At 68.3% G+C, this 20,803-nt stretch carries 23 protein-coding genes; 13 read left to right on the top strand and 10 right to left on the bottom strand.

Going from position 1 to position 20,803, the window contains the following annotated elements:
• Positions 1-14 precede the first annotated feature (14 nt).
• From ABD116_RS12225 to ABD116_RS12260, 8 genes are all read left to right on the top strand, one after another.
• Positions 15-863: a DUF8175 domain-containg protein gene (locus tag ABD116_RS12225; RefSeq protein ID WP_343968163.1), complete on the top strand. Its 849-nt coding sequence runs from the start codon at positions 15-17 to the stop codon at positions 861-863.
• Positions 863-1,726: a TrbL/VirB6 family protein gene (locus tag ABD116_RS12230; protein ID WP_343968166.1), complete on the top strand. Its 864-nt coding sequence runs from the start codon at positions 863-865 to the stop codon at positions 1,724-1,726. Before ABD116_RS12225 ends, ABD116_RS12230 begins: the two co-directional genes overlap by 1 nt.
• A 1-nt stretch (position 1,727) precedes the next feature.
• Positions 1,728-3,281, top strand: coding sequence for a TrbL/VirB6 family protein (locus tag ABD116_RS12235; RefSeq protein ID WP_343968168.1), 1,554 nt, complete (start codon positions 1,728-1,730; stop codon positions 3,279-3,281).
• Positions 3,256-4,776, top strand: coding sequence for an SCO6880 family protein (locus ABD116_RS12240; RefSeq protein WP_343968170.1), 1,521 nt, complete (start codon positions 3,256-3,258; stop codon positions 4,774-4,776). The genes ABD116_RS12235 and ABD116_RS12240 overlap by 26 nt, the downstream gene beginning before the upstream one ends.
• Positions 4,777-4,792: 16 nt before the next feature.
• Positions 4,793-6,412, top strand: a complete 1,620-nt coding sequence (locus tag ABD116_RS12245; RefSeq protein ID WP_343968172.1) for an ATP/GTP-binding protein — start codon at positions 4,793-4,795, stop codon at positions 6,410-6,412.
• Entirely contained in the window at positions 6,412-8,265 is a 1,854-nt protein-coding gene (locus ABD116_RS12250) for a type IV secretory system conjugative DNA transfer family protein (RefSeq protein ID WP_343968174.1), read from the top strand. Before ABD116_RS12245 ends, ABD116_RS12250 begins: the two co-directional genes overlap by 1 nt.
• A complete protein-coding gene (locus tag ABD116_RS12255) occupies positions 8,255-8,629 on the top strand; it encodes a DUF4913 domain-containing protein (RefSeq protein WP_164601935.1) in 375 nt (124 codons plus the stop codon). The genes ABD116_RS12250 and ABD116_RS12255 overlap by 11 nt, the downstream gene beginning before the upstream one ends.
• A 117-nt stretch (positions 8,630-8,746) precedes the next feature.
• Entirely contained in the window at positions 8,747-9,106 is a 360-nt protein-coding gene (locus ABD116_RS12260; RefSeq protein WP_343968177.1) for a YrdB family protein, read from the top strand.
• Position 9,107: 1 nt separating this feature from the next.
• Here ABD116_RS12260 and ABD116_RS12265 read toward each other — a convergent pair whose 3' ends face one another.
• Both ABD116_RS12265 and ABD116_RS12270 read right to left on the bottom strand, forming a co-directional pair.
• The gene (locus ABD116_RS12265; RefSeq protein ID WP_343968179.1) at positions 9,108-9,647 is read right to left on the bottom strand and encodes a hypothetical protein; all 540 of its coding nucleotides are present in this window, start codon (positions 9,645-9,647) and stop codon (positions 9,108-9,110) included.
• Between the two features lie 50 nt (positions 9,648-9,697).
• Positions 9,698-11,014 carry an MATE family efflux transporter gene (locus ABD116_RS12270; protein WP_343968182.1) on the bottom strand — a complete coding sequence of 439 codons (1,317 nt, stop codon included), beginning with the start codon at positions 11,012-11,014 and terminating at the stop codon, positions 9,698-9,700.
• 390 nt (positions 11,015-11,404) lie between these two features.
• Here ABD116_RS12270 and dnaB point away from each other — a divergent pair, with 390 nt between their 5' ends.
• Both dnaB and ABD116_RS12280 read left to right on the top strand, forming a co-directional pair.
• Positions 11,405-12,730 carry a replicative DNA helicase gene (gene dnaB, locus ABD116_RS12275; protein ID WP_328335095.1) on the top strand — a complete coding sequence of 442 codons (1,326 nt, stop codon included), beginning with the start codon at positions 11,405-11,407 and terminating at the stop codon, positions 12,728-12,730.
• Between the two features lie 37 nt (positions 12,731-12,767).
• Positions 12,768-13,145, top strand: coding sequence for a VOC family protein (locus ABD116_RS12280; RefSeq protein ID WP_343968184.1), 378 nt, complete (start codon positions 12,768-12,770; stop codon positions 13,143-13,145).
• On the opposite strand, the gene ABD116_RS12285 is transcribed toward ABD116_RS12280, so the two are convergent.
• Complete coding sequence (locus ABD116_RS12285) at positions 13,142-13,783, bottom strand: MerR family transcriptional regulator (RefSeq protein WP_343968186.1); 642 nt, start codon at positions 13,781-13,783, stop codon at positions 13,142-13,144. The genes ABD116_RS12280 and ABD116_RS12285 overlap by 4 nt on opposite strands.
• Positions 13,784-13,869: 86 nt before the next feature.
• Between ABD116_RS12285 and ABD116_RS12290 the strand changes: the two genes are divergently transcribed.
• Positions 13,870-14,277, top strand: a complete 408-nt coding sequence (locus tag ABD116_RS12290; RefSeq protein ID WP_343968189.1) for a hypothetical protein — start codon at positions 13,870-13,872, stop codon at positions 14,275-14,277.
• On the opposite strand, the gene ABD116_RS12295 is transcribed toward ABD116_RS12290, so the two are convergent.
• Positions 14,267-15,235: a helix-turn-helix transcriptional regulator gene (locus ABD116_RS12295; RefSeq protein WP_343968191.1), complete on the bottom strand. Its 969-nt coding sequence runs from the start codon at positions 15,233-15,235 to the stop codon at positions 14,267-14,269. The two genes, ABD116_RS12290 and ABD116_RS12295, sit on opposite strands and share 11 nt — an antisense overlap.
• 63 nt (positions 15,236-15,298) lie before the next feature.
• On the opposite strand from ABD116_RS12295, the gene ABD116_RS12300 reads away from it, so the two are divergent.
• Positions 15,299-16,615 carry an FAD-binding oxidoreductase gene (locus tag ABD116_RS12300; RefSeq protein WP_343968193.1) on the top strand — a complete coding sequence of 439 codons (1,317 nt, stop codon included), beginning with the start codon at positions 15,299-15,301 and terminating at the stop codon, positions 16,613-16,615.
• On the opposite strand, the gene ABD116_RS12305 is transcribed toward ABD116_RS12300, so the two are convergent.
• The 5 genes from ABD116_RS12305 to ABD116_RS12325 form a co-directional block, all read right to left on the bottom strand.
• Positions 16,608-17,102 carry a GrpB family protein gene (locus ABD116_RS12305; RefSeq protein ID WP_343968195.1) on the bottom strand — a complete coding sequence of 165 codons (495 nt, stop codon included), beginning with the start codon at positions 17,100-17,102 and terminating at the stop codon, positions 16,608-16,610. The two genes, ABD116_RS12300 and ABD116_RS12305, sit on opposite strands and share 8 nt — an antisense overlap.
• A complete protein-coding gene (locus tag ABD116_RS12310; protein ID WP_343968197.1) occupies positions 17,099-17,494 on the bottom strand; it encodes a RidA family protein in 396 nt (131 codons plus the stop codon). Before ABD116_RS12310 ends, ABD116_RS12305 begins: the two co-directional genes overlap by 4 nt.
• Positions 17,495-17,525: 31 nt before the next feature.
• Positions 17,526-17,882 carry a nuclear transport factor 2 family protein gene (locus tag ABD116_RS12315; protein WP_343968199.1) on the bottom strand — a complete coding sequence of 119 codons (357 nt, stop codon included), beginning with the start codon at positions 17,880-17,882 and terminating at the stop codon, positions 17,526-17,528.
• Positions 17,883-17,951: 69 nt separating this feature from the next.
• Positions 17,952-18,854, bottom strand: coding sequence for an alpha/beta hydrolase (locus tag ABD116_RS12320; RefSeq protein ID WP_343968201.1), 903 nt, complete (start codon positions 18,852-18,854; stop codon positions 17,952-17,954).
• Between the two features lie 84 nt (positions 18,855-18,938).
• A complete protein-coding gene (locus ABD116_RS12325) occupies positions 18,939-19,547 on the bottom strand; it encodes a TetR/AcrR family transcriptional regulator (RefSeq protein ID WP_343968203.1) in 609 nt (202 codons plus the stop codon).
• Positions 19,548-19,575: 28 nt separating this feature from the next.
• Here ABD116_RS12325 and ABD116_RS12330 point away from each other — a divergent pair, with 28 nt between their 5' ends.
• Positions 19,576-20,349, top strand: a complete 774-nt coding sequence (locus ABD116_RS12330) for a helix-turn-helix transcriptional regulator (protein WP_343968205.1) — start codon at positions 19,576-19,578, stop codon at positions 20,347-20,349.
• Here the strand turns inward: ABD116_RS12330 and ABD116_RS41780 are convergent.
• Complete coding sequence (locus ABD116_RS41780; RefSeq protein ID WP_344843529.1) at positions 20,313-20,753, bottom strand: protein-tyrosine phosphatase family protein; 441 nt, start codon at positions 20,751-20,753, stop codon at positions 20,313-20,315. The genes ABD116_RS12330 and ABD116_RS41780 overlap by 37 nt on opposite strands.
• Positions 20,754-20,803: the final 50 nt, after the last annotated feature.

Genomic DNA, 20,803 nt, shown 5'->3' on the forward strand with positions numbered 1-20,803 from the left:
AGGCTGATCCGGGAGTGGGACTGTTCAGCAGGGACGACGACTCCGGGGCCGGAGGTGGCGGCACCGGCGACGAGGCCATTTGGCAGGGGCGCGGGTTCGTCGCCTCGGTGATCGTCGTCGGTGCGGTGCTCGTCTGCCTCCTGGTCTGGTTCGTGGCCCGGGGCAACAACACCCCGGCGAGCCAGCCGTCGGCGCCGACCACCCGTACCGCTCCGACCGAGCAGCCCACCGAGGAACCGACCGAGGCGGCGACCCCGCCGGCGGAGCCGACCGGTACGACGACTCCGCCGCCGTCTCGCCCGAAGCCGGGCCGCGGCGGCTGCAAGACCCTGAACCCCGACCAGCGGATCCCCAGGACGACACCGACGGCGGTGACCTGGGAGTTCGAGGCGGACATGTTGATCCCGACGCAGCAGGAGGGTGGGCCGGCCTTGACGAACAGCGCTGGAGTCCGCTCCTGCTTCGCCCACTCGCCCACCGGCGCGGTGCTCGCCGCCCTGGTGACGCTCGGCCAGATCCGCAACCCGGATCTGACCATCCCGGTACTGCGCGAGCGGTTCGTCCCCAACCAGGGACTGCAGCTGGCGCTGGCCGAGGGCAGGGCGACGCCGCCGACGCCGGGGCAGACCAAGTCGGTGGCCCAGTTCACCGCCTTCAAGGTGCTCGACTACCTGCCGACCCGGGCGATCATCGCGATCGCGGTCCGGATCGACGACAAGAACGTCGCCTCGATCCCGGTGACGATGGCCTGGTCGAAGGGTGACTGGAAGGGCGTGCTGCAGACCGACGGCAGCTTCAACGGCTCGACCGAGCCCGACCTGCTGCAGTCGATGACCGGGTACGTCCGGTTCGGGGGCGCGTGATGATCCCGCTGATGAACTGCTGGTGGCCGCCGAACTGGGACGACTGCATCACCGAGTTCCTGGGCAAGGCCATCAACGTCGCCCTCGGCGGCTTCTTCGGGCTGATCTTCGACGCGATCAAGGCGATGGTGATCGAGGCCGTCGTCGCGGTGGTCAAGGCGGTCGGCTTCCTCTGGGTCGACATCCAGTCACCGAATCTGCAGGGCAACGAGACGATCGGCTTCGTCTCCGGCCACACCAAGTACATCCTGATCTTCGCCGCGTCGATCGCGGTGATCTCCGGGGCGATCAAGATGGCCATCTCGCAGCGCGGTGAGCCGCTCCGCGACATCCTGAAGAGCCTGATCACGATGGCGATGGTGTCGGCCGGGATCACCGGCTTCGCCGCGTTGCTGATCGAGGCGTCGGACAGCTTCTCGGGCTGGATCATCAAGGAGGCACTGGGCAAGGGCAAGACCTTCGAGGACAGCCTGACCGCCAAGCTCACCGATCCGCTCAAGGGCCGGATCGGGCTGGCGCTGGTGGTCCTGGTCGGGATCTTGATGGTGATCAGCGGACTGATCCAACTGGTCTTGATGATCATCCGCTACGGGATGCTGATCCTGCTGGTCGGCGTGGTGCCGCTGACCGCCTCGGCCACCAACACCGAGATGGGCATGATGTGGTTCAAGCGGTCGATCTCCTGGCTGGTCGCGTTCGTGATCTACAAACCGGTGGCGGCGCTGATCTATGCCACCGCGATCAAGCTGATGTCCGCACCGGCCGACGACTCACTCAAGGTCATCACGGGCGTGACGATGATGGTGATGGGCATCGTCGCGCTCCCCGCTCTGTTGCGCTTCGTCTCCCCGAAGGCGGCTTGAGATGATCAGGATCGCGCTCTGCGCCGGCAGTTGGTACAACTGCCTGCTGGGTTGGGTCATGGACGCACTCGGAACTGCCGTCGGAAAGTTGATCGAACTCGTGTTCCAGCCAATTCTCGACGCACTGGCCGAGGCGGTGGCCAGCATGTTCGCCACCATCGCCACCTTCTGGGTCTACATCCCCACCCCGCCGGTGGGCAGTGAGGCGACCGGCCAGCCGGCCAGCGGCACGGTCGGCTGGATCTGGACCCACACGCAGTACATCGGTATCGCCGTCGCCACCCTCGGGGTGTTCGTGGCGGCCATCCAGATGGCGTACACCCAGCGCGGCGAGACGGCCCGCGACCTGATCCGCTCACTGGTCACCTTCGGTGCCGCCTCGGTGTTCAGCATCGCGGTGGTCCAGGCGCTGATCTCGTTCGGCGACCAGTTCGCGAACTGCATCGTGACCACCTCGGTGACGGCCACCGGCGACGCTGCCAAGGACGCATCGGGCTGGACCTGCATCGAGCTGGACAAGCCCGACCAGGTGCTCCACGCCAGCGACGGTTTCCGCGACGCCATGAAGGGCATCATGGGCTTCTCGGCGGCGGCGACCGGCGGGCTCGGTATCGGCCTGCTGATCACGATCGGCATCCTGACCCTGCTCGCCTCGGTGATCCAGGTCGTCTTGATGGTGGTTCGCAGCGGGATGCTGATCCTGCTGCTCGGCGTGCTGCCGATCGCCGCGGCGGCGACCAACACCGAGATGGGCAAGGCGTGGTTCAAGCGGATCGTGTCCTGGCTGCTCGCCTTCGTCCTGTACAAACCGGTGGCCGCCCTGGTCTACGCGACCGCCATCATGCTGGCGTCCAACAACGGCCACGGCTTCAACTTCAGCGAGGTGAAGGACCCCGTCGGCCTGCAGATCATGAACATGATCGTCGGCATCACGATGCTGGTGCTGGCCCTGTTCGCGCTGCCGGCCCTGATGCGCTTCATCGCGCCGATGGTCGCCGCGACGGCGGGTTCGGCCGGTGCCGGGATGATCGCGGCCAAGCTGATCGGCGCCGACAAGATCGGCGACAAGGTGAACGAGTCGGCCCAGAGCCAGGGCGACGGGCCGAGCGGTGCCCGTAACGTCGGCAGGCCGAGTCAGCAGGCTCCGTCAGGTCCGAGCGGCTCACCCCAGCCCAGCGGTACCGGTGGTTCCGGCGGGGGTGCCTCGCCCGCCGGCGGCGGGGGCGGTGGCGGTGGCGGTGGCGGTGCAGGTGGTGGCGCGGGCGGCGGTGCAGGTGGCGGTGCTGCCGGTGGCGCGAGCGGTGGTGCTGCGGGCGGCGCGGCCGCTGGTGGTGGCGGTGCCGCTGCGGGTGGTGCTGCCGCAGGCGGTGGAGCTGCTGCCGGTGGTGCGGCCGCAGGTGCCGGTGCCGCGGCAGGCCCGGTCGGCATCGCGGTGGTCGCCACCGCTGCTGCCGTCAAGAAGGGCATCGACGTGACCAAGGATGCAGCCCAGGCGGGCGCGAACGAGACGATCAACAACGACGCGATGGATGAGGGACCAAGTGGCAGCGGCTGACAACGTCCGGACCGCCCCGCGGACCTACGGCAACTGGCGCCAGCCGGCCTCGGCCGGTATCGGCGGTCTGGGGACGCTAGGCACCGGAATCATGATGGGCGGCATGGTGATGACCATCATCGCCCTGACCGCCGGCGGGCTCGGCGCCGCGCTGATCGTCATGCTGATCGTCGGCAGCTCCCTGTTGCTGCTGATGCTGAAGGACAAACACAACCAGTCCGCCCTGCAACGGCTCTCGACCCGTATTGGATGGCAGCGAGCAAAGATGGCCAAGCACAACATCTACCGTTCCGGTCCGCTCGGGCGGACGCCGTGGGGCAAGTTCCAGCTGCCCGGTCTGGCGGCTGCCTCCCAGCTGAGCGAGTACAAGGACTCCTACGGCCGGCCGTTCGCGCTGCTGTTCTACCCGAGTACGCGGCACTTCACGGTGATCATCAACGCCGAGCCCGACGGCGCGTCACTGGTCGACGAGGACCAGATCGACGTCTGGGTCGCACACTGGGGCCAGTGGCTCGCGTCGCTGGGGCACGAGCCGGGCATCATCGCCGCCTCGGTGACGGTCGAGAGCGCCCCGGACACCGGGATCCGGCTGCGCCGCGAGGTGATGAACAACATGCAGGAAGGCACCCCGGCGATCGCCCGGGCGATGCTGACCGAGGTCGTCCAGACCTACCCCGAGGGCTCCGCGCTGGTCTCGGCCCGGGTCGCGCTGACCTTCAAGGGCACTGACCGCAGCGGCAAGCGGCGCAAGGAAGAGGACATGGGCCGCGAGCTCGCGTCCCGGCTCCCCGCGCTGACCCAGAGCCTCAACTCCACCGGCGCGGGCGCCGCCCGGCCGGTCAACGCGCAGGAGCTCTGCGAGACGATCCGGATCGCGTACGACCCTGCTGCCGCCGGACTGATCGACGAGGCTCGCAGCCAGGGCATGTCGCCCGAGCTGCAGTGGACGGATGTCGGCCCGGCCGGCGCCCAGTCGTTCTGGGACAAGTACCGGCACGACAGCGCTTGGTCGGTGACCTGGCAGATGACCCAGGCGCCGCGCGGTGAGGTCTTCTCGTCCGTACTGTCCCAGCTGGTCGGCCCGCACCCGGACATCGACCGCAAGCGCGTCACGCTGCTCTACCGTCCGCTCGACGCAGCCACCGCGGCCCGGATGGTCGAGGCTGACAAGCGCAACGCGTCCTTCCGGGCGACCACGTCGTCCCGCCCGTCGGCCCGTTCGATGACCGAGGCCAGGGCGGCCGACCGGACCGCGATGGAAGAGGCCCGTGGCGCCGGCCTGGTCAACTTCGGCCTGGTCGTCACCGGCACGGTGATGACGGCTGAGCAGATCCCCGACATGGTCGCCGCGATCGACAACCTCGGCGCGACCGCCCGCGTACTGCTGCGCCCGGCGTACGGGTCGCAGGACTCCGCCTTCGTGGCGGCGCTGCCGCTCGGCGTCGTGCTGCAGAGCCACCTGTCGGTTCCGGCCGGCCTCCGGGAATCGCTATGACCCAGCGGGAGTCAGTGTGAGCAAGAAGGAGAAGAAGCCGGTCGACCCGAGCCGGGGAGGCCGCCGGCCGATGCCTCGCGGCTGGCCCGGGCCGGCGCGCGGCTATTCGACGTACCTGCAAGCCCCGCAGGAGTGGCGCGGTACGACGGTTCAGGTCTGTGGCATGTGGCCGTTCTCGGCCGGGACCGGCAGCCCGATGGTCGGCGTGCCGATCGGCCGCAACATCCTGTCCGGCGCGACCATGTGCTGCGACCCGATCAGCTGGTTCATGCGCGCCAAGCTGATCTCCAACCCGTCGATGTTCGTGCTCGGCAAGCCCGGTCTGGGGAAGTCGACGATCACCCGGCGGATGGCGCTCGGCCTGGCCGGATACGGGGTCATGCCGTTGGTACTGGGTGACCTGAAGCCCGACTACAAGGACCTCGTCGTGGCCCTCGGCGGCCAGGTGATCGAGCTCGGTCGTGGCCGTGGGCACCTGAACGTGCTCGACCCGGGCGAGTCCCGGCAGGCCGCGCTGCGACTCACCGGCAGCGCGCGGCAGGCGATCCAGGCCGACGCGCACGGCCGGCGGTCGACGATGGTCTCGGCGCTGATCTCGATCATGCGGTCCGCGCCGCCGACCGACCGCGAGGAGACCATCCTCGACGAGGCGCTCAAGGTGCTCGACGAGCGCCACGAGGGCACCCCCGTACTCCGTGACCTGCTGCAGGTCGTCCAGGAGGCCCCCGACCGGGTCCGCGACGTCGCGCTCGACCGCGGCAGCATGGACCGCTACCGGCAGATCACCGAAGGCCTCGAGGCGTCGCTGATCGGTCTGGTCGGCGGCGGCCGGCTCGGTGAGATCTTCTCCGAGCAGACCGACCAGCCGATGAAGATGGACCGCCCGGTGGTCTTCGACGTCTCGAACATCGACGACTCCGAGACCAGCCTGCAGGCCGCCGTACTGCTGGCCTGCTGGTCGTACGGGTTCGGCGCGGTCGCGGTCTCGCAGGCCCTCGCGGACGCCGGTCTCGAGCCCCGGCGGCACTATTTCGTCATCCTCGACGAGCTCTGGCGAGTACTCCGGGCCGGCCGCGGCCTGGTCGACCGGGTCGACGCGCTGACCCGGCTGAACCGGCAGCGTGGTGTCGGGATGGCGATGATCTCGCACACGATGTCCGACCTGCTCGCGCTGGAGCACTCCGAGGACCGGATGAAGGCGAAGGGTTTCGTCGAGCGCTCCGGAATGGTGATCTGCGGTGGCCTGCCGCGCGCCGAGATGGAGAACCTGACCGCCGTCGTACCGCTGTCCGGCGAGGAGCAGAACATGCTCATCGGCTGGCAGGACCCGCCCGCGTGGGACCCGGCGACCGGCGAGGAAGCGGCACCACCCGGGCGAGGCAACTTCCTGGTCAAGGTCGGTGGGCGTCCGGGCATCCCGGTGCACGTCGGGCTGACCTCGGTCGAGCGCGAGATCAACGACACGAACAAGCTGTGGAAGACCGGCGCCGACGGCCGGCCACTGAAGGTCGAGCTCCTCGACGACGGCACCGAAGAGGTCGTCGAGGAGTACACCTTCGACGACCCGGCGATGACGGCACTGCCGCCCCCGGACCCGACCACCCGCGTAGTCGCGCGCACGGGAGTTGATGAGTAATGGCTGAAGGCAAGAGGAGTACCGGCCCCGGTGGGCTGTCCGCGGAGTCGGTCCTGGTCTTCATCGGGATCGGGTTGTTCGCGCTCGTCGTCGGTGGGACCTGGGTGGCGACCAAGATCGCCGCCGCGATCAACCACACCCGGCCGGTCAGCGACCCGATGAGCAACATCTCCGACCTGCTCAACGGCCGGGTCCGCTGGTCCGGCGCGGCCACCGGCGTACTGATCATCGAGATCGTCGTGCTCGGCCTGCTGACCGTCGGCGCCTGGTACCTGGTCACCAGGAGGCGCGACTCCGGCTCCCGGGTGGACAAGTCCGCGCAGCTGATGTCGAAGCGCAAGGAGATCTACAAGCTCACCCGCCAGGGCGCGCAGGAGATCGCCAACCGGCTGGGCGCCGGGCACGCGGGGCCGGGCGTGATGATCGGCCGTACCGTCCGGGACAACCTGGAGGTCTTCGGGTCCTGGGAGGACATGCACGTCGACATCTGGGGTCCCCGTACCGGTAAGACGACGTCTCGCGCCGTACCGGCGATCCTGGACGCTCCGGGCGCAGTGGTGGCCACCTCGAACAAGCGCGACATCGTCGACGCCACCCGTGACCCCCGGTCGAAGAAGGGCCCGGTCTGGGTGTTCGACCCGCAGGAGGTCTGCAGCGAGCCGAACAGCTGGTGGTGGAACCCGCTCAGCTACATCACCGACGAGACGAAGGCGCGGGAGCTGGCGGAGCACTTCGTCGCCTCGCAGCGCAAGGAAGGCGCCCAGACGGACGCCTTCTTCGACTCCGCCGGTACGGACCTGCTGGCCGGTCTGCTGCTCGCGGCGGCCGTCGCCAAGCGCCCGATCACGCAGGTCTACAGCTGGCTGGCCGACCAGCGCAACGACGAGCCCGAGCGCATCCTGCGCTCCACCCCAGGTCTGCAGCTCTCCGCGGACGCACTGTCCGGCGTCATCAACGCACCCGACAAGCAGCGCGCCGGTGTCTACGGCACCGCCCAGCAGAGCGCCCAGTTCCTGGTCAACCGCAAGGTCACGCGCTGGGTGACCCCGGCCGGGCCGAACGACAACCGGCCGCAGTTCAACCCGCACAAGTTTGTCCGCGAGGGCGGTACGCTGTACAGCCTGTCCAAGGAAGGCGCCGGTACTGCGGGCCCGCTGGTGACCGCGTTGACGGTGGCCGTCGTCGAGGCCGCCGAGGACTACGCCAAGACGTGTCCGATGGGGCGGCTGCCCAACCCGCTGGTCGGCGTACTGGACGAGGCGGCGAACGTCTGCCGCTGGAAGAACCTGCCGGACCTCTACAGCCACTTCGGCTCCCGCGGCATCGTGCTGATGACGATCCTGCAGTCCTGGGCGCAGGGGATGGAGTGCTGGGGCGAGCGCGGGATGGAGAAGCTCTGGTCCGCGGCGAACATCCGGGTGTACGGCGGTGGCGCGTCCGACGCGAACTTCCTCGAGCGGCTGAGCAAGCTGATCGGCGACTACGACATCCTGTCCAGCTCGGTCTCGTACAACAAGGGTGAGCGCGGGACGAGCAAGCAGACCCAGCGGCACCACATCATGGAGGTCTCCGACCTCGCCTCGATGCCGCCCGGCCGCGCTGTCATCTTCCCGTCCGGTATCCCGGCGACGATGATCAAGACCGTGCCGTGGATGGCACGCCCCGACGCGGGCGCGGTGAAGGCCTCACTGGCCCACCACGACCCGAGTGCTGCTGCGGGGATGGCAGTGCAGGGTGGGGCGAACGCATGGGTGGCAGCCGGCACGGGTGGGGCGCCTCAGGCCCCGGCCGCGCCGTCGGGCCCGCCGGTGCCGATCTGGGAGCAGACGGAGGAGCAGCGCCGTGGATGGTGAGCAGGAACTCTTCTACCCGCACGTCGCGGCCTTCGTCGAGGACCGCCTGGTCTACCTGTACTGCCGACGTATCGGCCAGCAGTACATGTGGTGCCCGGAGTGGTTCCGGCATGCCGAGGCTCTGAGCCGGCTGGACTCGATCTGGCGGGCCTGGGAGCACCTGCGGCTCGACCCGGCGACCGGTATGTCGGTCTGGTGGCGCGACCACGCAGACCCGCACATGCAGGCGCTGCTCGACCCGGACGGCCCGTTCGCGGCCTGCCGCGGGGTGCACAGCGACTACCCGATCCCACCGCTTCCCGTGGAGGAGCCGCCCGCCGGCCTCTTCTTCGACCAGCGCCAACCGAATCTGCGCGGCATCTGACCGGTCTCGGAGAGCGGTAGAACATTTCGAGAGCAGTGCTCTTGCTTTTGCTGTCGGCAGCACCCACACTGGCAGCAAGAGAGAGCGCTGCTCTCGTTAGGTGAGGGGTTGGGGACGATGTACGAGATCTGGCGCTGGAGCAACCTGGGCCTGGCCTTCGTGGTGGAGCTGGCCGGCCTTGCGGTGTTCGCCTGGTGGGGCTGGAACGCGAGCAGCAGTACTGCGCTCCGCCTCGTGCTCGCCATCGGGCTGCCGGTGGCCGCCGCCGTCATCTGGGGTCTGTTCGCCGCCCCTACTGCGAGCTACGGCAACCCGGTCATCACGACCGTCGTGAAGGTTGCCTTCTTCGGGCTGGCAGGCCTCGCGCTGTGGACGCGCGACCACCACATCCTGGCGACCGTCTTCGTCCTGGTGGTCGCCGCCAACCTCGTGATCATCCGCGCCGGCCACCTGACCGCGGCGGCCACACCCAGCTAGGTCAGTCGCCGAGGCCGAAGTGGCGGAGGGCCTTCGGGTCCTGCTCCTTGTCCTTCATCCGGCGCCGGACCGGCTTGACGTTCTTGCGGGCCACCGGCGGCTCCTCCGGAGCATTGCGGACAGCCTCCGCAGCAGGAGCCTGCTCGGACCGGCTCCGCTCGGCACGGCCCTCGGCATAGTTCCAGTCGGCCCGGCGATCGTCATCGACGGCCGCGCGGTAGCGAGAGTCCGACCTGGCCTGGGCCCGGTCGGCAGCCCGCAGGTCGGTGGCGTCGTCCCGAGAAGCAGCATCTGCACGCAGGCGCGCGGCGTGGGCTGAGTCGGACCGGCCCAGCAGCCGCTCGTCGGCAGCCTGCGCGCGGAGGCGACGGTGATTCCCCTCGGCGACATCGGCGCGGCGCATCGCGTCGGTGACCTCGGCGTCGTGCTCGGCGGCAACGTCGCGCCGCAGCCGGGCCTCGCGCAGTTCACGCTCCTCGCGGGCATCGAGCTCCGCGTCCTCGTGGACCTGCTCCAGGTCGTCGTCGTCCGTGTCGGCCATGCCGCTCCTTCCGTCCGCAGCCCACGATGCCGCAAAACCAGGTCAGCCGCCTAGCGTGTCGCCCCGGTCACCAGCCAGCTGTCCCGGCGCTCGCGGGTCAGCAGGGTCAGCAGCCTGAGCAGCATGAAGCCGCCGAAGGCCCACCACAGAGCCACCACGCCCCCGTCGAACCACAGCACGCTGAGCGCCAGCGGCACGAACAGTACGAGCGCGATCACCCCGGCGATCGCCAGATAAGGCCCGTCACCGGCGCCGATCAGCACGCCGTCCAGCACGAAGACGACCCCGTTGACCGGCTGCCACAGCGCCGCCACCAGCAGGATCGCGGCCAGCGTGTGCCGTACTTCGGGATCGGACGTGAACCACGGGACGTACAGGTCCCGCAGCGCCCACAACGCGAGTCCACCGACGAAGCCCGAGACCAGCCCCCACCACATCATCCGCCGCGTGATCGCCCGCGTCCCGGAGACGTCGCCCGCTCCGAGAGCCCGGCCAGTCAACGCCTGCGCGGCGATCGCGATGGCGTCGAGTGCCAGCGCCAGGAAGGACCAGAGGGTGAAGGCGACCTGGTGGGCGGCGACCGACGTAGTACCGAGGGAAGTGGCGACGAACGTTGTCAGGACGATTGCCACGCGCAACGTCAGAGTGCGAACCACCAAAGGGATTCCGGCCTGCGCCGAGGCGAGGATGCCAGGGCGGTCGGGACGTAGCTTGGCGCCGTCGCGGCGGGCTCCACGGACTACCACCCAGACCAGTGCGACTCCTGCTGCGGTCTGGGCGATCGCTGTGCCCAGTGCTGAGCCGGCGATGTTCAGGTCGAGTCCGTAGACCAGGAAGAGGTTCAGGCCGATGTTGGCGAGGTTGGCGGAGATCGCCACGATCATGGGTGTCTTAGTGTCCTGCAGACCCCGCAGTACGCCGGTAGCCGCCAGCAGCAGCAACATGGACGGGATGCCGAGGCAGCTGATCCGCAGATAGGTCACTGCGTAGTCCGCGACGTCCGGCGACGGGTCGAAGCCGCTGATGGCCAGTGGGGCGAGTAGTACGCCGACGATGGCAAGTACTACGCCCAGCAGCAGGGCCAGCCAGAGTCCGTCGATGCCCTGCGTCAGCGCGCCTCGGTGGTCACCCGCCCCGATCCGCCGGGCGACCGCAGAGGTGGTGCCGTAGGCGAGGAAGACGCAGATGCCGACGAGCGTCTGCAGAATGGTGCCCGCGACGCCGAGGGCCGCGAGCTGCGGCGTACCGAGATGGCCGACGATCGCCGAGTCGGCGAGCAGCATCAGCGGCTCCGACACCAGCGCGAAGAAGGCTGGTACCGCCAGCCGGAGAATCTCCCGATCCTGCGACCAGCTGGTAAGGGGCATGGGGCTCATTGTGCCTGGCCGCGCCGGTGCGCCGCGCACTGGACCTGTGGGTATCGAATCTTTTTCTTCTCCACAGTTGTGGGCGGACAAAACCGCAGGTCAGGCCCGGGTTGTGGATCTTTGTCCCCAGATATCCACAGGGATATGCCCAACCTGTGCACAGCTCATCGTGGGGTTATGCACGGCTTGTCCACACCCCCTGTGGACGGCTGGCTACCAGGGGTCGGCGTGAGGGGCGTACGGTCGCGTGACTGCCCGCGAAAGTGTCGGCGATGTTCGCTAGGGTTCGATCAGGTGTTCGAAACAGGGCAGGACGAGGAGGCTGGACGAGTGAGCGTTGCGGAGTTCCGCGGGGGGCCGGGCGGCGGGAACGAAGAACGCAACCCGGAGATGGGCTTCGACCGCACCCCACCTCAGGATCTGGCGGCCGAGCAGTGCGTGCTCGGCGCGATGATGCTCAGCAAGGACGCGATCGCCGACGTGATCGAGACCCTGCGCGGCACGGACTTCTACCGGCCGGCGCACGAGATCGTCTTCGACGCGGTCACCGACCTGTATGCCCGGGGTGAGCCCGCCGACGCGATCACCGTCGCCGCCGAGCTGGCCAAGCGCGGCGAGATGGGCCGGATCGGCGGCGCGCCGTACGTGCACACCCTGGTCGCGTCGGTCCCGCTGGCCGCCAACGCCGGCTACTACGCGCACATCGTCCGGGAGAAGGCGATCCTGCGCCGCCTGGTCGAGGCCGGCACCAAGATCGTCCAGATCGGCTACGCCGGCGAAGGCGAGGTCGACGACGTCGTCGACCAGGCTCAGGCGGAGATCTACTCCGTCACCGAGAAGCGCACCACCGAGGACTACGCCCCCCTCAAAGACATCATGGAAGGCGCCCTCGACGAGATCGAGGCGATCGACTCCCGCGGCGACGCCATGGTCGGCGTCCCCACCGGCTTCACCGACCTCGACGAACTGACCAACGGCCTCCACCCCGGCCAGATGATCATCGTCGCGGCCAGGCCGGCGATGGGCAAATCGACGCTGGGGCTGGATTTTGCGCGGTCCGCGTCGATCAAGCACGGGTTGACGTCGTGTGTGTTCTCGCTGGAGATGAGCCGTAACGAGATCACCATGCGGTTGCTGTCGGCCGAGGCGAAGGTGCCGCTGCACCACATGCGCAACGGCAAGATGACCGACGAGGACTGGGCCCGGCTGGCCCGCAAGATGGGCGAGGTCTCCGAGGCCCCGCTGTTCATCGACGACTCGCCCAACCTGACGATGATGGAGATCCGCGCCAAGGCCCGCCGCCTCAAGCAGCGGCACGACCTGAAGCTGATCGTCATCGACTACCTCCAGCTGATGACGTCCGGTAAGAAGGTCGAGTCCCGCCAGCTCGAGGTCTCCGAGTTCTCCCGCTCGATCAAGCTGCTCGCCAAGGAACTAGAGCTCCCGGTGATCGCCATCTGCCAGCTCAACCGAGGCTCCGAGCAACGCTCCGACAAACGCCCGATGGCCTCCGACCTCCGCGAGTCCGGCTCCCTCGAACAGGACGCCGACGTCGTCATCCTGCTCCACCGAGAAGACGCCTACGAACGCGAATCCACCCGCCCCGGCGAAGCCGACTTCATCGTCGCCAAACACCGCAACGGCCCCACCGCCGACATAGTCGTAGCCTTCCAAGGCCACTACTCCCGCTTCGTAGACATGGCCCACGACGGCTAGTCGGTCAGGGGGCGGCGTGTTGTTCCACAGTCCGCAAGTGATCCTGTTCAGCCAGGATCTCCCACGCGCCGCCGCGTTCTATGCGCGTCTGGGATTCACCGAGACCTTCAGGGTGCCCACCGAGGGTGAGCCGATCCATCTCGATCTGGCGTTGGATGGTTACAAGATCGGCATCGCTTCTGTCGCATCCACGCGCGACGATCACGGCCTTGATCCAGTGCCTGAAGGCCAGCGAGCAGCTGTCATCCTCTGGACTGACGACACGACTGCGGCGTTCGCCGAACTGACCGCGAGCGGTGCGCCCGCTCTGGCGCCCCCACACAAGTGGCTCGATCGGTTGCTGATCGCTTGGACGGCCGACCCCGACGGCAACCCCATCCAGCTCGTTCAGCACCTCTGGCAGGCCGTCCGCTAGTTGCCGGCCGGTTTGGTCCAGCGTTTGGCGGAGATGGATTCCTGGGCCAGTAGGCGGAGGCTGGAGATGAGGGTTTCGCCGAGGATGGTGCCGACGATGACGCTTTCGGCGATTTCGTCGGAGGAGGTGCGGGTGGTGACGGCGGCAACCTCGATCTCGGTGAAGGACTCGACGGCGGCGGCGTAGGAGTCGAGGAAATCGACGAGGTGGTCCTGGTGAAGGGTGCGCAGGGCGGCGATCGTTTCGATCAGGGTGTTGAGGGCGGGGGCGTCGCGCTCTACCGACCAGCCTCGCGACGCCAAGAGTTCCTGTACCTGAGTAGTCGCGGCGTCGTGGGCCTCTGACGTGGAGGGGAGTTGACGTTGGGGGGTGATGGCTCGGTGGGCTCGGCCGATTTTGTCGTGGAGGGGCATGGTGGGCGAGTCGAGGCCTTCGAGGACGTCCTTGACGCCGGCGACCGGGACCTGGGCCAGGTCGACCAGAGCGCGGATCAGGCGTAGCCGGTGGAGGTGCGTCTCGTCGTACGAGGCCTGGTTCGGGCTGGTGAGCTCGCCCGGGGGGAGCAGGTTCTCGCGAAGGTAGTACTTGATCGTGGGCACCGGCACCCCGGAGATTCGGCTCAGCTCTGCGATCCGCATAAATCCCTTGCCTTTCCCTCGACCGTGATAGATAGTAGCAGTATCCATAAACGGATACCGTCACTATCCATGCAAGGAGAAGGCCCATGCAGTTGAGCGACGCGTCCCGGATCATCGCCGGAGCGATCCTGCTCACCATCGTCACGATCCAGATCGGCGGCTGGTTCATGACCAAGATCGTCCGTGGCGACGTCCCGATGACGGACTTCCAGAAGTCGTTCGCCCGGGCCGGCCACGGTCACGCCGGTGTCCTGGTCATCCTGAGCCTGGTCGGGCTCCTGTATGTCGATCAGACCGGCCTGACCGGCTTCCCGCTCTGGCTCGGCCGGCTCGGCATCCCGGTCGCGGCGATCCTGATGTCGGGTGGCTTCTTCGCCTCGTCGGCAGGCAAGGGCCTGACCAAGCCGAACCAGTTCATCTGGGTGCTCTGGCTGGGCGCCCTCTCGCTCGCGGCCGGTGTCGTGACGCTGGGCCTGGGCCTGATCACGGCCTGACCAAGCGCGACCCGACCGTCCGCAACAACGCGGCGGTCTCCGGCGACGCCTCCAACGTGTAGTCGGCGCCGGAGGCAGCGATCGCCGCGACGTACTGGACCAGGATCCGGGGGGAGTCCGCGCTCAATCGGTACTCGCAACTGTCCGGCCCGAGCGGCGAGATCGTCCCCGGCGACCCGTGGAAGAAACTCCGGCGGACCTCGTCGGCCGGCAATTGCACGACCATCCGGACACTGTGCCGGTACGAGGCGCCCGCGAACGATTCGGCGAGATACGTCGCTGCGTCAGCCGCCGGCAGTCCGCGCGGAGTGAAGTGATGCCGGGTCGGCGCCAGCTCGCCGATCCGGTCCACCCGGAACGTCCGCCAGTCGTCGCGCTCCGGATCGAAGGCGAGCAGATACCACTGGCCGACCACCGACACCAGTTGCGTCGGCTCCACCCGTCGCCGGCTGTCGTCCCCGCGCCGATTTTTGTAGCTGAAGGCAACGATCTCCAGGTCACGGCAACAAGCAGCCAGTACTGCGAGCAGCCCGGGATCCACCCGTGGAGCACCTTCCCGCCCGACCACCTCCGCGGCACCGACGGCAGCCACCGACGGCCTCAGTCGAGCCGGCAGGACTCGCTCGAGCTTGGCGAGTGCGCTCATCGAGCTGTCCGCGATCCCGCTGACGCCGGACGCCGCAGCCCCGGCCAATCCGATCGCCACCGCGACGGCTTCGTCGTCGTCGAGCACCAGCGGCGGCACGTTCTTGCCCGATGCGAGCCGGTAGCCACCCGCAGTACCGGTCGTGCCAGTCACCGGGTAGTCGAGGGATCGGAGGCGCTCGACGTCCCGGCGTACGGTCCGGTCGGTGACGCCCAGGCGCTCGGCGAGCTCGCTGCCGGACCACTCGCGGCGGCTCTGCAGTAGCGCGAGCAGCCGCAGAAGTCGCCCGGGCAGGTCCTTCCGCGTGCTCATGGATCTCAGATTGGCACACCTTGCGGACAAGATGAGTCCGGAAGGGCTTCTAGCGTCGGTGGCATGAATCGGCTCACCGGAAAGCATTGGACCGTCGGCACTCCCGGGTACGACGAGGAGCGGCTCGGCTTCCAGCGGCGCGAACCCCATCGGCCCGCCCACATCGTCGGCGCCACCACTCCCGAGGACGTGCAGCGCGCGGTCCGGTACGCCGGCGAGCACGGCCTCAAGATCGCCGTCAAAGCCAGCGGCCACGGACACGGCGCTCCGCTCGACGGCGGCCTCTTGATCACGACCACTCGTCTCAACCAGGTGACCGTCGATGCGCGGAACCGGACTGCCTGGGTCCAAGCCGGCGCGACCTGGCAGCAGGTGATCGACGCGACCGCGCCGCACGGTCTCGCGCCGATGTCGGGCAGCTTCCCCGGCGTCACCGCCGTCCCGTACACCCTCGGCGGCGGCCTCGGCCTGATGGCGCGACGCTACGGCTTCGCCGCCGACCACGTACGCCGGATCGAGGTCGTCACCCCCGACGGCGAACTACGCCAGGCCGAAGACGACCCCGACCTCTTCTGGGCCCTCCGCGGCGGAGGCGGCAACTTCGGCATCGTCACCGCGATGGAGATCGACCTCTTCCCCATCCCCACCCTCCATGGCGGCAGCCTGTACTACGACCTCGCGACGACCCCCGACGTCCTCAAAACCTGGCGCGACTGGACCCGAACCGTCCCTGACACCGTCACCTCAGCCGCAGCCGTTCTCCCACTCCCCAACCTCAAGCAGATCCCCACCGAACTCCGAGGCAAGTACGTCGCCCAAATCCAACTCAGCATCATCCCGGATGGTCTCGACGCCCCACGGTTGGTCAGCATCCTTCGCGATGCTCTGGGTGAGCCGCTTGTCGATACCGTGGGCGAGTTGCCGTTCAGTGAGTCCGGGAGGATCTTCGACGAGCCCGGGCGGCCCGATGCGTTCAGCTCTCGCAATGCGTTGCTGAGCGATCTCGACCCTGAAACCCTCGACACCATCCCTAAGCTGGCCGGGCCGAGTGCGCCGGTGATGTGTGTGGTTGGGATCCGGCACCTTGGTGGTGCGCTGTCGCAGAAGCCGGCCGTTGAGAACGCTGTCGGGCACCGCGACGCGCAGTACTCGATGACTGTCCTGTCACCAGGAGAGGACGACCTGCGAGCCCTGCACGATGCGATCCTCGCGCCCTGGTCGAAAGACATCATCGGCCGATCCCTCAACTTCAGCATGGGCCCTCTCACCGACGACGAACTCCGGTACGCCTTCGAGCCCGCCGACCACGACCGCCTCAAGTGGCTCCGTGGCGTCTACGATCCACACGGTCTGCTGCAAGCCAACCACTCGATCACCTGAGTAGTTCCCCGATCAACGCGCTCTTGCCGTCGACGTAAGCGGAACGGTCCGTCAGCAACAACGGCGCCAGCTCGCGCTTAAGTGCGGCGTACCGGGCAAGCGCCTCCGGATCCACCCGCAGCCGATCCCGTAGCATCACGTGATCGCGGTGCGCCTTGTTGCCGTCCACAACGACATACAGATGGTGGTACCGCGCCACCTCGGCCGGCAACCCGAACGCCTCCCGGCCGGCGATCCCGAGATCGCCCTGGTGCTCATAGCCGCCGGACACCAACGCGGCAACGGCCGCCGGAACCTCATCGGGACTCGGCACGACCACATCGATATCGATGATGGGCTTGGCGGCAAGACCGGGTACTGCGGTACTTCCCACGTGCTCGATCTCGTACGACAGCCCGTCGAGCAGCCCTTCGAGCACGACCTGGATCTGGTCGAACCAGTCCGGCCAGCGTTCGTCGTACGGGACGACCTCGGCAGGCGCTCTCACAGAGCAGCCGTCACGTCGATCTCCACGAGTTGGCCGGGGAAGCCGAGTTGGGCGACGCCGAGGAGTGTGCTCGCGCTGGTGAAGGCCGGCGCGAGCGGGGACTCGTTGAGCTGGGTCCAGACCGCGCTGAGCTGCGCGCGATCCGGGCTGGCCACGTAGATGACCGTCCGCACGACATCCTCCGGCCGTGCGCCGGCTGCCTCGAGCGCGAGCAGGATGTTCTGGATCACCTGCTCGGTCTGCCCGCTCAACCCGCCCTTGGCCAGCTCACCCGACGGCTGGAGCGGGCACTGCCCGGCGAACATGATCAGCTCGTCGGCGCGGATCTTCGTCACGTGGTGGTAGCCGGGAGTCGCGTGCAGGGCCGGGGGATTGCTGCGCTCGATCGTCACCCTCAGAGCAAACGCGCCGCGGCAGCCACCGTCAAACGGATATCTCGTTGTTCCACATCCGGAACATCACGCACTTGCCCCGCCGGTCGAGCGTCACCGTCCACAAGTTCGAGAACGTCCCGAGCTCGCGATACACGCCGGTACCACCGATCGCAGCCGTATCCCCGGTGATCTTCAGCAGAGACCACTCGAACTCCCACCCACCCGCCTGCCAGTCCTGCCGGCTGAGCCACCCCTCGACGATCGCCTCCCGCCCGATCCAGTCGGTCGCATAAGGCCACTCGTGGTACTCCGCCCCCGGACTGAACAGCGCCCCGATCTCCGCCGCATCCCCACTCCGCCAAGCCTTCACATAGCTCTCGACCCACCGCGCCACTCGCTTCTCCATACCTGCCACCCTGCGCCGCCAACCGCCTCCGCGGCAGACCGGCTCTTCCTAGGTGCACCACACCCACGCTCAGGTGGGCTGCCGGTCGGTCGCGACCAGATGCTTTGTCAGGAAGGCGATTTCGGCCTCGACCACGACGTCGTGCTGCTCGAGGAAGGGTGCGTAGTGGCCGCCAGGCACGCGAAGGAGTTCTGCGCCAGGGGTCTGCGCAGCAGCGTCGATGGAAGGTTGGGCGAGTGCCGTCTGGTCCTGGTCGGCGACGACGACCAGGAGCGGGATCTTCACTCGCGAGGCAGCGCGGCCGGGCCGGTAGGCGGCGATTCGCAGGGCTGAGCGGGCGGCGACTGCCTGGATCCAGTCGCTGTATTTATTGCCCGGGTTAAGGGCTTCGTTCGTCTGCAGCGAGTCCGGCGTCGTCAACAGCGCAACCGTGCCAGGCGGCCCGACCAGCGGAACGAGCAGCGGCGGCCGCCCGATCAGACTGCCGAGCCCGTCAGCCACAGCGCGTCCAGCGAATCGCAGCATCGTCAGCGGCTTCTGGTGCCGCGCCGCATTGCGGGAGGCAGCAGGCCCATCCGCGTTGGGCGTCTGCGCGATCGCCGCGGCCAACTGCGGATTCCGCGCGGCGATCGGGAAGATGTAGCCACCCGACAACGAGAACGCCCAGACCGCGACCCTCTCGACCCCAGGCACCGACCCGGCGTACGAGATCGCCGCCTGCCAGTCGACCAGCTGCTCACCGACCCGCGCCACCTGTCGCGGTGAGCCGCCGCTCTCCCCGAACCGCCGATAGTCGAAGGCCAGTACGCCGAACCCGGCCCGCTGGAACCGCGGGGCGAACAGGTCCGTACCCGGCTCCTTCGTCACCCCGAACCCGCCGGCCATCACCACGCACCCGCCGTTGCTACCCGGGTAGTACCAGGCCGCGCACTCCGCATCCCCGCTGACGAACCGCACCGACTCGCGTTCCATGACGCACCCCACCTCTGGCGAAAGCTCTCCGATGCCAAAAGTGAACCACGTGGTTCGCAAACTGTCGAGTCGCAACCTGGCGCGCTAGGTCCTGGCCTCTTCGTGGTCGAGCGCCCGGCTCAACGCGGCGAAGCCGGATTCGATCCCGGGTCCGTCGCCACTCGTCCGCCACTCGATCAGGAATCCACGCAGCACGGCGAGGATGAACTCGGACACCTGATGCTTGCGCTCGTCCGGCCAGTCGGGCGGGCAGATCGAGATCAGCGCGGGCAGGTAGCGCACCGACGCGGTGCGGGCGAGTTCGGCGTACCGGGCGGAGTCGTACATCGCGAGGCCGATCGCCTGGTCGAGCACCCAGGACTCGTCGCCGACGAGGACCGGCCACATCGCCCGTACCCGGCCGGCCAGCGTCGAGTCCGCCAGATCCGCGGCTGCGAGGCTGCGGTCGATCCGTCGCTCACGCAGTTGCAGCACGGCCTGGGTGAGCAGGTCTTCGGGTCCGTCGAAGTAGTAGAGCAACACCTTGTGCGTCGTACCGGCAGCCCGCGCGGCCCGGCGGAGCGAGAAGTCCACCAACCCGTTGGCCCCGACCTCATCGGTCACGCGCTCAAGCAGTTCGCGCCGCCGCGCCTCACCACGCGCCGACCCCGCAGACCGCCGATAGCCCGCCTTCTCCGGAGCATCCTCATCCATCTGCGTGACAGTAGCTAATCTCAACGTTATGAACGACCTAGGCGAGTTTCTCCGCGTACGCCGAGCGCAGCTCACCCCCGAGGAGGTCGGGTTGGCCGTGTCGGGTGCTCGGCGGGTCGCCGGCCTGCGACGCGAGGAAGTCGCTGTGCTTGCGGGCGTGAGCGCTGACTACTACACCCGTCTGGAGCAAGGTCGCGAGCGCAACCCGTCGGGCCAGGTCGTCGATGCCATCGCTCGCGCCCTCCGCCTCGGTCAGAACGGTCGTTGGTACGCGTACCAACTAGCAGGCCTGGCCCCGAAGCCCGAGACGCCTTCCGAAGAGGTCGCCCCCGCGCTGAGGCAACTCATGGATGCCTTCGACGAGGCCGTTGCCTACATCATCAATCGCCGCCTGGACGTCCTGGCCTGCAATGCCCTCGCCGCGGCACTGCTGTCACCACTCGAAGACCTGCGCCCGATGATGACCAACCTGTTCCACGACCCGGCGGCCCGCGATCTCTTCGACGACTGGCCCTCGGTCGCCCGCGAGTCTGTCGAGGCGCTCCGCCTGGCGTCCCCGGACAACGAGTCGGTCCACCAACTCATCGGCGAACTACTTGCCAGCAGCAACGAATTCGCCGAACTGTGGAAGCAACACGGCGTCAACACCCTCGGCAGCACGGTCAAGACCTTCAACCACCCGGTCGCCGGCCGCCTCACCCTCACCTACCAGACCTTCGACATCCAATCGGCTCCCGGCCAATCCCTCCTGGTCGGCACCCCCGCTCAGGAATCGCTCGAGGCCCTAAAGCGCCTCACATAACGCTTCTGCCAAAAGGTCTCCACCGCCTTGGCGTGGTAATTCGCCCGCACGTAGGCCACCGCATCGGCCGGCGGAACCCCATCGAGCACCGCCAAGCAGGCCAGCGCAGTACCGGTCCGCCCGCGCCCACCCGCGCAAGCAACCTCCACCCGCTCATCACCCGCCCGCGCAAGCACCCCCACCAACGCGTCCCGGGCATCCCGATCATCAGCAGGCAACCGAAAGTCCGGCCACACCACCCACCGAGACTCCCACGGAACCGCCGGCGGCTCCTTCCCCAGCAAATAAACCCCGTACGCCGGAAGCACCCCGCCAGGCACCCCGTCGCGCACCCCACGCCCCCGCACCAACCGCCCCGAAGGCAACCTCAACACCCCGCCCGCACCCAACTCCCACGTCTCCACCCCCCGACGCTAACGCCCCCGCCCCTACCCCCCACCCCACCCCACCCGCC

The sequence above is a fragment of the Kribbella koreensis genome (assembly GCF_039525325.1).
Classification (GTDB): domain Bacteria; phylum Actinomycetota; class Actinomycetes; order Propionibacteriales; family Kribbellaceae; genus Kribbella; species Kribbella koreensis.